The organism is Komagataeibacter europaeus LMG 18890, from assembly GCF_000285295.1.
Taxonomy (GTDB): Bacteria; Pseudomonadota; Alphaproteobacteria; order Acetobacterales; family Acetobacteraceae; genus Komagataeibacter; species Komagataeibacter europaeus.
Genome location: NZ_CADP01000002.1, coordinates 218,638 through 230,507 on the forward strand (window position 1 = coordinate 218,638; position 11,870 = coordinate 230,507).

The 11,870-nt window shown below is 61.1% G+C and carries 11 protein-coding genes and 1 rRNA gene; 7 read left to right on the forward strand and 5 right to left on the reverse strand.

Going from position 1 to position 11,870, the window contains the following annotated elements; translation table 11 throughout:
* Positions 1–25: 25 nt before the first annotated feature.
* Together nusB and thiL are read left to right on the forward strand one after the other, a co-directional pair.
* On the forward strand, positions 26–604 hold the full coding sequence (gene nusB / locus GEU01_RS02525) for a transcription antitermination factor NusB (protein WP_019084810.1): 579 nt from the start codon (positions 26–28) through the stop codon (positions 602–604).
* A 15-nt stretch (positions 605–619) separates the two neighbouring features.
* Positions 620–1,612, forward strand: coding sequence for a thiamine-phosphate kinase (gene thiL / locus GEU01_RS02530; protein ID WP_019084811.1), 993 nt, complete (start codon positions 620–622; stop codon positions 1,610–1,612).
* Between the two features lie 10 nt (positions 1,613–1,622).
* On the opposite strand, the gene GEU01_RS02535 is transcribed toward thiL, so the two are convergent.
* A complete protein-coding gene (locus GEU01_RS02535; protein ID WP_019084812.1) occupies positions 1,623–2,783 on the reverse strand; it encodes a hypothetical protein in 1,161 nt (386 codons plus the stop codon).
* A 156-nt stretch (positions 2,784–2,939) separates the two neighbouring features.
* On the opposite strand from GEU01_RS02535, the gene GEU01_RS02540 reads away from it, so the two are divergent.
* Both GEU01_RS02540 and glk read left to right on the forward strand, forming a co-directional pair.
* On the forward strand, positions 2,940–3,737 hold the full coding sequence (locus tag GEU01_RS02540; protein ID WP_042710752.1) for an SDR family NAD(P)-dependent oxidoreductase: 798 nt from the start codon (positions 2,940–2,942) through the stop codon (positions 3,735–3,737).
* A gap of 256 nt (positions 3,738–3,993) precedes the next feature.
* Positions 3,994–4,962 carry a glucokinase gene (glk, locus tag GEU01_RS02545; protein WP_019084814.1) on the forward strand — a complete coding sequence of 323 codons (969 nt, stop codon included), beginning with the start codon at positions 3,994–3,996 and terminating at the stop codon, positions 4,960–4,962.
* A 76-nt stretch (positions 4,963–5,038) separates the two neighbouring features.
* Here glk and GEU01_RS02550 read toward each other — a convergent pair whose 3' ends face one another.
* Positions 5,039–5,506, reverse strand: a complete 468-nt coding sequence (locus GEU01_RS02550) for a hypothetical protein (protein ID WP_232272385.1) — start codon at positions 5,504–5,506, stop codon at positions 5,039–5,041.
* A 349-nt stretch (positions 5,507–5,855) separates the two neighbouring features.
* Between GEU01_RS02550 and GEU01_RS02560 the strand changes: the two genes are divergently transcribed.
* The gene (locus tag GEU01_RS02560) at positions 5,856–7,556 is read left to right on the forward strand and encodes a thiamine pyrophosphate-binding protein (RefSeq protein WP_019084817.1); all 1,701 of its coding nucleotides are present in this window, start codon (positions 5,856–5,858) and stop codon (positions 7,554–7,556) included.
* Between the two features lie 162 nt (positions 7,557–7,718).
* On the opposite strand, the gene GEU01_RS02565 is transcribed toward GEU01_RS02560, so the two are convergent.
* A complete protein-coding gene (locus GEU01_RS02565) occupies positions 7,719–8,216 on the reverse strand; it encodes a hypothetical protein (RefSeq protein ID WP_026018439.1) in 498 nt (165 codons plus the stop codon).
* A 174-nt stretch (positions 8,217–8,390) separates the two neighbouring features.
* Between GEU01_RS02565 and GEU01_RS02570 the strand changes: the two genes are divergently transcribed.
* On the forward strand, positions 8,391–9,218 hold the full coding sequence (locus GEU01_RS02570) for a hydroxyethylthiazole kinase (RefSeq protein ID WP_019084819.1): 828 nt from the start codon (positions 8,391–8,393) through the stop codon (positions 9,216–9,218).
* On the opposite strand, the gene hpxZ is transcribed toward GEU01_RS02570, so the two are convergent.
* Both hpxZ and GEU01_RS02580 read right to left on the reverse strand, forming a co-directional pair.
* Positions 9,219–9,608 (reverse strand): oxalurate catabolism protein HpxZ, encoded by a 390-nt coding sequence (gene hpxZ / locus GEU01_RS02575; RefSeq protein WP_019084820.1) that lies wholly within the window; start codon positions 9,606–9,608, stop codon positions 9,219–9,221.
* A gap of 30 nt (positions 9,609–9,638) precedes the next feature.
* Positions 9,639–10,091, reverse strand: coding sequence for a hypothetical protein (locus tag GEU01_RS02580; RefSeq protein ID WP_019084821.1), 453 nt, complete (start codon positions 10,089–10,091; stop codon positions 9,639–9,641).
* 580 nt (positions 10,092–10,671) lie between these two features.
* Here GEU01_RS02580 and GEU01_RS02585 point away from each other — a divergent pair.
* Positions 10,672–11,870, forward strand: a 16S ribosomal RNA gene (locus GEU01_RS02585); the annotation flags it as partial.

The window sequence follows — 11,870 nt, forward strand, 5'->3', positions numbered from 1 at the left end:
AATGCCACAGCAGGAGTAACGCGCCATGACACAGACAGACGGTGACCGGCAGCACAAGGTCCGTTCCCGCACCGCATCGCGTGTCGCGGCGGTGCAGGCCCTGTTCCAGATCGAACAGGGAAACGAAAGCCCGGAACGCGTCATAAACCAGTTCATGCGCCACCGGCTGGGCACGTCCGCATCCGATCAGTGCGATTATGCCGAAGGGCACGTGCCCGATGCCGATGCACGGCTGTTCGGCATCGTGGTGCGTGGCGCCATGGCCCGGCAGGACCGCATTGACGCCCTGCTGCACGACATCCTGCCCGCGTCCTGGCCGCTGGCCCGGCTGGATCCGGTGCTGCGGGCGATCATGCACGCCGCGGGCGGTGAAATGACGGGAGCGGATCCCATTCCCGCCCGTGTCATCATCAATGAATACATGGATATCGCCCATGGTTTCCTGGCGGGGGAGGAACCGCGCATGCTCAACGGCGTGCTCGATGCCCTGTCGCGGCGGATCAGTGAACCGGCGGCACCCGTGACGGATGCGGCCGATGAAACGGTTGCGGTAGCAGATGATGCCCCCGTGGCTGATGCCACCACCGACAGCAAACCCGCCTGAACCTGGAAGAAAGGCATGACGGCCATGGGACAGGACACGCTGTCGGATAATGGCCTGCCAGCGGAATTCGGCTTCATCGCCCGTATTTTCCGGCCGCTTGCGGGGGACGGGGCGCTTGACCTGCGCGATGATGCGGCGGTGTTCATGCCGCCCGCCGGGCGTGAACTGGTCATCGCGGCTGACGCGATGGTCGAAGGCGTGCATTTCCTGCCCGATGACCCATCCGGTAACGTTGGCCGCAAGCTGCTGCGCTGCAACCTGTCCGACCTTGCCGCCATGGATGCGACCCCGCTGGGCTATCTCATGACGGTATCCATGCCGCCCGAGCGGGATGAGGCGTGGTTTGCAGGCTTTGCATCGGGCCTTGTTCATGACCAGCGCCAGTTCGGCATTACGCTGCTGGGGGGGGACACGACTTCCACGTCCGGGCCGCTCGTGCTGTCCCTGACCGTGCTGGGGCATGTCGCGCCGGGGCGGGCATTGCGGCGTGGCACCGCATGCGTTGGCGACGGCATATGGGTCACGGGCACGATTGGTGATGGCGCGATGGGCCTGCTGGCCCGGCGCGGGCAGGTCGCCGATCCTGATGGCTTCCTGGCGGACCGTTACCAGTTGCCCCGTCCCCGGCTGGGGTTGGAACTGGGGAATGTCGCATCCGCCGGGATGGATGTATCCGACGGGCTGGTGCAGGATATGGGGCACATGGCGCGTGAAAGCGGGGTGGGGATCGTGATCCACGCGGATCAGGTGCCATTGTCCCCTGCCGTGCGCGCCCTTGGCTCGCAGTGGCTGCCGACCTGCCTCAGTGGCGGGGACGACTACGAACTGCTGCTTGCCGTACCATCCATGCATGAGGCGCAACTGTTGCGCCACGCCGCGCGTGCGGGGGTGGCTGTCACGCGTATCGGGCAGGTTGTCGCGGGCAATGGCGTGCAGGTCGTGGACGCGGCAGGCCACGCGATGGTGTTTGCCCGCCGTGGCTGGAGCCACGTGGCGGACGGGGGCTGAGGGCTGTCCCTCAGTCTTCCAGCGACAGGTCGTAAACCCGGTAGCGTTTGCACGGTTCGGGCGTGATGCGTTCGATCAGGCGGCGCATGGGCAGGTTGTTTTCCAGAACCCAGCCCAGTTCGATCGTGCGGTAGGGCAGGCTGCGGCCGCGTTTCATGAGTTCGGTAATGGCCAGGGCGGGCATGATCGCCCCCAGCGCCGTGCCGTCCAGCGCGGAACTGACACCCAGCAGGATGACGCGGGCGGAATGGAATTCGTGCCGCAGCAGCCGCTTGCCCAGTTTCAGCCACCCCAGCGGTGACGGATCGCCATTGAGGTCGGCGGAAATGTCGAACACATTGGGCACCACCAGCGCCACGCAGACCGGCTTGCCCGCCTGTTCGATCAGCACGAAATGCTCCGGCCGCAGGATGGGCTTCATTTCGACGATCATGGACTGCATGTCCTCGCGCGCCAGCCGGATCGATCCCCAGTTGTTGCGCCACGCGTCGTTATACAGCGTGCGCAGGATCTCCCCATCCTCATCGATCCGGTCCATGCGCAGGCCACGGGTGGTGACATTGCCCAGCCGCCCTTCACCCAGCCGCAGGCTGGCGGGGACCAGGTGGGCTTCCTCCGCATCGGGGCCGGTCCGCATCTGGTAGGCGACAAGATCGCGTACCTTGGTGGCGCCACAGGCATCCATCATGCCCGGCAGCCATTGCGGGTGCCATGGCATGGCCACCATGGGCATGGCGTGGTGGCCTTCCAGCATCATCCCGAACTCACCATTGCTGTCCAGCGTCTGCGGACCACGCATGCGCTTCATGCCATACTGGCGCAGCCATGTGCCCGCCGCGTCCAGCAGGGCCGACACCACCTCCAGATCATCAATGGCGTCCAGCGCCCCGAAGAAACCGACCGGTTCCCCGTAATGTTCCATGGAAACCGGATCGATCTGCGCGGATATGCGCCCCACCGCCCGGTTGCCCCGCATGGCCAGGAAATACTGCGCGCGTCCCAGACGGAAAAAGGAATTCTTGCGCGGGGTCAGCAGGTCACGCTGGGTCAGGTCCAGGGGGGGAACATAACCCGGCAGCCCGGCGTACAGGCGGCGGGGCAGCTGGATAAAGGTGGTCATCTGACGAAAGCCGGAAACGGGAATGATAGTAAGACGATCGGTTTCGTTCATGACCGGTTCGTTGCATCCTGAACATGACCCGCATCGACCTTCATTCCGTCATGGAACGGGGCAGGCTATGCAGGCAGGGGTTGAAAGAAATGATTCGGTGGTCCGTCCTGTTGTTGTGCTGATGGCACAGAAGGACCCTCAAAAGGAAGATAGACAATGACGGTTAGGTCCGGTTCACGCATGGATGAAGGTGCATATGTGCTGATTACGGGGGCATCCAGCGGGATCGGGGCAGAACTGGCGTGGCTGTACGCCGCCCGTGGGCGACCGCTTGTCCTGTGGGGACGCAACGCCGAACGGCTGGAAAATGTGGCCGTACGGGCCCGCAGCCTTGGCGTCAGGGTGCAGACGCGCATCCTTGACCTGTCTGATGGCGCGGCTGCGATTGAAGCCCTGCGTCAGGATGATGACAGCCATCCGATCGATATCGCCATCCTTGCCGCCGGGCTTGGGGATATGCGGCGCGGGAGTGACGTGGTGGAGCGGGCGGAGGATGTGCTGCATCTGGGGCTGGTCAACTATGCCACGCCATCGGCCATGGCGGCGGCGGCGGCCGAACGCATGGCCACGCGCGGGCGGGGGCATATCGTGCTGATCAGTTCGGTCGCCGCCTTCCACGCCCTGCCATTCGCCGCGGCCTATTCCGGGTCCAAGGCCGGGCTGAAACGCTTTGCCGATGCGCAGCAGATGGCGCTTGCCCCGCTGGGGATCGGGGTGACGCTGGTCTCGCCGGGGTTTGTGGATACCCCCATGAGCCGCCGCGTGGTGGGGGCGAAGCCCTTTCTGCAGACCGCGCCCGCCGCCGCGCGCAAGATCGCCCGCGCCGTGGACCGCAACCGGCCCCACCTGGTCTTTCCCTTCGTGTTTTCCGTGCTGCGGCTGGTGGATACGCTGATGCCGTGGCCGTTCAAGCGGCGGATCCTTTCGGCCATCAAGGCAGACCAGATGGACTGATTTCATGCCGGGGGCGGGTTTATATAATATGTTTTAATGCTGACCGGAACGATTGTGGCCATTTCGTGACATTTATCAATGAAATTACACGATAGCTGGTCTTGTTTTCTGGACAGATGTGTTAACCGATCGGTCTGCGGCGCCTGAATTGCCTGTTCTGTTGCATAAAATGCGTGAGAAATGGCACAATCGCAGACTGTTTTTATTGTAATAGCGGGGCAAGGAGCTGCCGTATGGCCACGGAGCGCGACCGGACATGAAAGAGATCGTAGCAGTTGATATTGGTGGCACGCATGCGCGCTTCGCCATTGCCCAGGTTGACCAGGGGCGGGTTGTCACGCTGGGGGAAGCCACAACCCTGAAATGTGCCGATCACGCCAGCCTGCAACTGGCATGGGAAGCCTTTGCCCGCGTGGTTGACCGTCCCCTGCCCAGGGCGGCGGGGATCGCGGTGGCCTGCCCGATCAAGGGGGATATCCTCAAGCTGACCAATAACCCGTGGGTCATCCAGCCCGCGTGGCTGCCGGTCAAGCTGGGGGTGGATGAACTTATCCTGGTCAATGATTTCGGCGCCGTGGCCCACGCAGTGGCGCAGGTGGGTGAAGACAGCCTGCAGCATATCTGCGGTCCCGATCAGCCATTGCCCGAACAGGGCGTCATTACCGTGGTGGGGCCGGGCACGGGTCTGGGATCCGCCTATATCGTGCGGCGCAAGAACGGCTATTTCGTGTGCGAGACCGAGGGCGGGCATATCGACTTCTCCCCTCTGGACCAGCTTGAGGACCGGATCCTGACCGTGCTGCGCCGTCGTTACCGGCGCGTGTCGGTGGAACGCGTGGTGTCCGGGCCGGGGCTGCTCAACCTGTATGAGGCGATTGCCGAAATGGGGGAACTGTCGGTCAAGGCGCGTGATGACAAGGCGCTGTGGACCATGGCGCTGGAGGGATCCGATCCGGTGGCCGCTGCGGCGCTGGAGCGTTTCTGCCTCAGCCTTGGCACGGTCGCGGGCGACCTTGCGCTGGCGCAGGGTGGCAGCGCCGTTGTGATTGCCGGCGGCCTTGGCCTGCGTCTGGCCCAGCACCTGCCCCGTTCCGGCTTTGCCGAACGGTTCGTGGCCAAGGGCCGGTTTGAAGGCATGATGGCGGAAATGCCCGTCAAGCTGATTACTTATCCACAACCCGGCCTGCTGGGCGCGGCGGCGGCCTTTGCCGAAGCCTATCGCTGACAGGGCCTGAAACGGCGCCCCGGCTTTTCCGGGGCGCTTTTTTTATCTGCAGACCACCCGTTGCCGGTGCAGTGGATCAGCCACGCCACAGGTGGCCGGGCATGGCGTCATAATGCCGGGTCAGGAAATCCAGCAGAAGCGCCAGCACGCTGCCCATATGCCGGGGGTCGTACTGGACATGGCTGGCTATTTCATCCAGCGGCTGGTTGTTGATCATGGTGGCGATCAGGATCCGCTCGTAGCGGTTGCCGATGATGTCGTGAATATACCTGTAACGGTTGATTGACCCCATGCGTCTGTTCAGCGGCCGTACGGACAGGCCAAGTGATGTCCGGTCCAGATGCGGGTCTTCCTGTCCCATCACGCCAATCCGGTAATCCGTGGCCCAGAACCGGGCCGCCGCCACATGGTGCGCCGTGAGGATGCCACTGTGCTGCAGGGCGTCGATCAGGGCAGGCACGGGCGTCACCCATTCACTGGTCCCGTCATGAACGGTTGTGGGGGCGGACAGGGTGGCAGGACCGTCAGCGGGCAAGGGGCTCACTTTCATGGCTGGGTGTTATTGCATCATCTTCACGTCCGGTACGTGGGTCAATTGAAAGTGTAAGATTATCGCCTGCCGGGCGTAAAAAAATATCGTCCTGCGGGGCCATGTGCCCGCCGGATAAAAAAACGGCATCACCCGGATTGCGGGCGATGCCGTAAGGTTCCGTGGACAAGTTGGGAAATCGACGGTTGGGAATCTGTCGGGCGACCCACGGGTGTCATGGTTAATAATGATAATAATTATCATTATCAAGATAAAAATGGCATCCGGCCTGATCGTCCCATGGTGGACCCGATCCCGGAAACGTGGTGCGATGGCCAGACCGTCAATGCACGCAGAGGACAGTATGGCCATTACACCGCTTGAGGTCGCAGCACGGCGGGCAGGGGGACGGCGGGGTGCCGACATCCTGCTGGAAATTCTGGAAAGTGAAGGGGTTCGCTATATTTTCGGCAACCCCGGCACAACGGAACTGCCCCTGATCGATGCGCTCCAGCGCCGTCCGGACCTGAAATACGTTCTCGCCCTGCAGGAAGCGAGCGTGGTGGCCATGGCGGATGGTTATGCGCAGGCGGCCGGGCGTCCCGGCTTCCTCAACCTGCATACGGCAGGGGGGCTGGGGCATGGCATGGGCAACCTGCTGAACGCCAGCGTATCGCAGACGCCACTGGTGGTGACGGCGGGGCAGCAGGACTCGCGGCATACGATTTCCGACCCGCTGCTGTTTGGTGATCTGGTCAGTATCGCAACGCCTGCAGTCAAATGGGCGCAGGAAGTCCTGCATGCGGACCAGTTGCCGGTATTGGTGCGACGTGCCTTCAACGATTCGATGGCGGCCCCATCCGGGCCGGTTTTCCTGTCCCTGCCCATGGATGTGATGGAGGAACCCAGCGATGTCGATGTCGGTTCCCCATCCGTCATCAACCGCGACTCCATAGCCGGTGGCCTGCCGGAACTGGCGCGTGCGCTGGCTGGCATCACGCCGGGCAGGCTTGCAATCATTGCGGGCGATGAGGTGCATGGCGCGGATGCGGCAGCGCAGGTGGCCGAAGTGGCCGGAATCCTTGGCGCGCCGGTTTATGGCGCGTCATGGCCATCGCGTATCCCGTTTGCGACGTCCTGCCCGTTATGGGCGGGCAACATGCCCACGCGTGCAACCGACATTGCCCGCAGGCTGGCGGATTATGATGCGATCTTCGCACTGGGCGGCAAATCGCTGATTACCATCCTGTATTCCGAAGGCTCGCCCGTGCCGCCGGGATGCGCGGTCTATCAGGTTTCCGCCGATGTGCGTGACCTTGGCCGCACGTTCCAGACCCCGCTTTCGCTGGTGGGCAATATCCGCGCGTCGCTTGATGTGCTTATCCCGCTGCTGCAGCAGGCGACACAGCCCCGCCGGGCCGAATTCAATGCGGCCCGCGCACATGTCACCGCCGCCCGGACCAGCAGGCGCGCGGAGGCGGAAACGCTGGTAGCCCGACATCGGGATGATCCGGTCATCGCCCCCTGCGTTGCCGCCCATGAAGCCGTGCGTGCCATTGGCCCGCGTGTCGCGATTGTGGATGAAGCGATTGCAACATCCTCCTACACACGCATGTTTCTCGATAGTGACTGGGCCGCGCAGTACTCCTTCCTGCGGGGTGGTGCATTGGGCTGGGGCATGCCCGCGGCAGTCGGGGCATCGCTGGGGCTTGGACGTGAGCCTGTCGTCTGCCTGGTGGGTGACGGGGCGGCCCTGTATTCGCCACAGGCCCTGTGGACGGCCGCGCATGAACGGCTGCCGGTGACTTTCGTGGTCATGAATAACCGTGAATATAACGTGCTGAAGGGCTTCATGCGCGGGCAGACGCATTATGTTTCCGCGCGGGAGGGAAACTTCCTGGCGATGGATCTGTGCGATCCGCCGGTCGATTATCAGGCCATGGCGACATCCTATGGCCTGGAATCGCGCCTGATTACCCGTGCGGGCGACATTGCCCCGGCCATAGAGGCCGCGATGGCGTCCGGTCGTCCCAATCTGGTCGAGATCATGATCAGCACAATCTAGGGGGAAACCGGCCCTGCTTTTGTCGGGGTCTTAAAAAAATAACGCGTTGATAAATGATAACAGAGTCTTCTGGTGCCGCCTTTTTGGAAAATGGTGGCACCAGAAGACTTTTCGGAAAAAGACCTGCCGGAAACGTCAAAGGCAGGCTTTTCAGGCTGCCTTTTAATGGATGGGAAAGGAACAGGTGGTCGGAAGGGTATCAACCCGTTCCCGGCCCGGATCCACACGCAGTGTCAGTCGCATCACGGCAGCGGCAAGGTGCGCGCCGCTGGTGCGCATGGTCGTCTTGATGTCCACGCCATGATTGTTGTCCAGCACCGCGACATTGCGGCCGCGGGCCATGGTCGCTTCCGCCCGCACGGACCAGTAGGTGCCATTGATGTCTGATAGTCGGGCCAGATTGTACACCGTCCCTTCGCCCTTCAGCTTGCTGTAGCCGATTCCCACGGCCCCACCGCCGGTAATCTTGACCGGATAGGAATGGTTACCGAAGAACAGGCGTCCCTTGCCCCATGAATACCCGCCCGCGAGGGCGGCATCGTGCAGGGTGAAACAGAGTTTGGCGGTCGGTTGTCCCAGCACATCCGCAGCCCGTGCGGAATGGGTAGCCAGTAGTCCTGCGGCAAGAATGACAGGGGCATAAAGGAAAGCTGGTCGCACGGTATGTTCCTGCTACGGTATGGCGGCTGGTAAATCATATATGGAATGTCAGGCGGTCCCCGGCATGGTTGACCGGATGCGTTCTTTGTTTTTCAGTCGATTACAACCAAAAGGCAACCCCTGTCGGTGTCAGGTGGCCCGTTGTCCGGATATGCGCGAAAGGAGTGACCCCTGATGGACGCCGTAACCCTGTCGATGGATCATGACCATCCGGGCTGCCGCCCTGTCCTGCGCCGGATCCGGGTGCAGTCCCCGTTTATCTATGGGCTGACCAATTATGTTGCGGCCACCCTAAGCGCCAATGTGCTGCTGGCGGTGGGGGCGGCGCCCGCCATCGGGGCGGCGCCGGGCTGGCCGGCCGGTTTCGGCGGACGGGCCGGGGCAATGTGGGTCAATGCGGCGGGGCTGATCGACTGTACGGCACACGACATGCTGACCGCCGTGGATGCCGCAAATGCCGCCCATGTGCCATGGGTGCTGGATCCGGTAGCCATGGGTGCGGGCGTGGGGGAATACGACGCCATCATTCGCACCCTGGCAGCCAGGGGCCCTGCCGTGGTGCGGGGGAATGCCAGTGAGATCATGGCGCTTGCCGGTGGTGCCGCGACGGCACGGGGCGTGGAAACCACGGCTTCGATCGCGCAGGCAGTGCCAATGGGGCAGGAACTTGCCTGCAGCAAGAAGATGATCGTGGCCATCAGCGGACCGGAAGATCATATCCTGGGTCCCGATGGCCAACATATCATCGTGCCCGGCGGTCACCGGTTGTTGACGCGTGTGACAGGGGCGGGATGCGCATTGGGTGGACTGGTTGCAGCAGTCCTGGCAACCCTTTCCATGGAATCGGACAGGCTGGTGGCGGTGGCAGCCGTTCACGCGTTGTATGCGCGGGCGGCGGAAATCGCGGCCCGGGATGCGTCTGGCCCGGCATCCTTCGCCACCGGTTTTGTCGATGCCCTGTCGCGATTACAGAATGCCGATACGTTGGGCGCCGACGCCTGATCAGGAAATATCGGCCATTAGGGAGACATGGGCCGCGATGATCTTCCACCCGTTGGGGGTGCGGATCCATGTCTGGCTCTGTCGACCAATACGTTCGCCGCCATGGCGACGGAATTCCAGGTCAACCGTGCCGGTATCCTTGCCGATGGCCGTAACATGCCGGCGCAGCACATCCCGTGGCGGGGAACCACCCGCGCGCTGGCGGCGAAATGCCGCGATTTCATCAAAGCCATACAGTGTTTCCCCGACCCCATACCGCACCGTTTCAGGGCCATGGTAAAACAGGGCATCCAGTTCCGGGATGTCGTTGTCACCCAGCGCCTTTTCATAGCGATCGGACATTGCGGTCAGTTCCGCGACGATTTCGGGGCGGTTCAGGTCAGGGGACATGGTGTTTCCATAAAAATGTAACTGGTTGCCTTACCCCTTGGCGGGAGCAACCGCTTCATGCGCTTCGTTTTCCGTCACATTGATAACAGCTTCATTGGAAAACGACACGACTTCCGATGGTCGCTGGCTGGTGGCGGCATTCGTTTTGCGGGCCAGATCGTTTGTCACCATTTTCAGTTCCGACACTTCGGAACGGACATCATTCAGGATTTCCATCAGGGCGGCGTGATCTTCCGCCGCACGCTGGTCGGTGCCCCGGCTCAGCACCGCATTGCCCACCATAAGGGCGGGCAGCGCAACCAGCTGGATGCAGTTACTTATATAGAGCAGCGTGTTCTGCCATGCGGGTGCTGCCAGCGGAATAAGGGAAAAGACCAGAAACGCATAAACGCACCAGATGCTCCCGAATATGATCGTCATGCGCACCGCGACATGATCGTTGACCTTATGGAGAAGGGTGGGCTTGGTCGGTGATTTCGGCATGGGAACCTGCTTGCGGCAATATGTTGTAATAATTCAGTGGGTATGTCTCAAAATCCGTCGGTATGCGTCCATCTTAAAATGGATAGGATTTATGCCAGCAGAGCAGGGGAGAGACCGATTCTGTATGCCTGATAAATTGGCGCCCGTTTGCATGAGGCTGGAATTCATTGGTTTTCCAAGGGTTTTCGGGGTTTGGTTCTGAAAGTTTCTGTTTTTTTTCATTTTTATGATTGACGGTATGTGGAGTGGGTCTTATATCCCCAATCACCGGCGGCGCTGAGGAAACTTCTTGAGCTTCTCCGGTAGATTTGCTAGGTTACTCGGCCCTGTTGGGCTTTGATCTTTGACAAGAGAATAGAGAGAGTATCTGGAAGGGATATGCTGGCGGCGCGGTTGTTGTCTTTAGGGATGATGACTGGCGGTCTGGACTGGGTGAGACTGGTCTAGGTAGCTTGGCGTATCTTTTTAGGAATATGCGTTGAGTGTTTTGAAGCTGTATGCGGGTTTATCCTGTTTTATGGTTAAGAAGCCTTGATCGGCTCTGTTTGTTTTGCTGTGGGCTTATGGCCTGTGGTGGGATGAACCTGAGAGTTTGATCCTGGCTCAGAGCGAACGCTGGCGGCATGCTTAACACATGCAAGTCGCACGAACCTTTCGGGGTTAGTGGCGGACGGGTGAGTAACGCGTAGGGATCTGTCCATGGGTGGGGGATAACTTTGGGAAACTGAAGCTAATACCGCATGACACCTGAGGGTCAAAGGCGCAAGTCGCCTGTGGAGGAACCTGCGTTCGATTAGCTAGTTGGTGGGGTAAAGGCCTACCAAGGCGATGATCGATAGCTGGTCTGAGAGGATGATCAGCCACACTGGGACTGAGACACGGCCCAGACTCCTACGGGAGGCAGCAGTGGGGAATATTGGACAATGGGCGCAAGCCTGATCCAGCAATGCCGCGTGTGTGAAGAAGGTTTTCGGATTGTAAAGCACTTTCAGCGGGGACGATGATGACGGTACCCGCAGAAGAAGCCCCGGCTAACTTCGTGCCAGCAGCCGCGGTAATACGAAGGGGGCAAGCGTTGCTCGGAATGACTGGGCGTAAAGGGCGCGTAGGCGGTTGACACAGTCAGATGTGAAATTCCTGGGCTTAACCTGGGGGCTGCATTTGATACGTGGCGACTAGAGTGTGAGAGAGGGTTGTGGAATTCCCAGTGTAGAGGTGAAATTCGTAGATATTGGGAAGAACACCGGTGGCGAAGGCGGCAACCTGGCTCATGACTGACGCTGAGGCGCGAAAGCGTGGGGAGCAAACAGGATTAGATACCCTGGTAGTCCACGCTGTAAACGATGTGTGCTGGATGTTGGGTGACTTTGTCATTCAGTGTCGTAGTTAACGCGATAAGCACACCGCCTGGGGAGTACGGCCGCAAGGTTGAAACTCAAAGGAATTGACGGGGGCCCGCACAAGCGGTGGAGCATGTGGTTTAATTCGAAGCAACGCGCAGAACCTTACCAGGGCTTGACATGCGGAGGCCGTGTCCAGAGATGGGCATTTCTCGCAAGAGACCTCCAGCACAGGTGCTGCATGGCTGTCGTCAGCTCGTGTCGTGAGATGTTGGGTTAAGTCCCGCAACGAGCGCAACCCTCGCCTTTAGTTGCCATCACGTCTGGGTGGGCACTCTAAAGGAACTGCCGGTGACAAGCCGGAGGAAGGTGGGGATGACGTCAAGTCCTCATGGCCCTTATGTCCTGGGCTACACACGTGCTACAATGGCGGTGACAG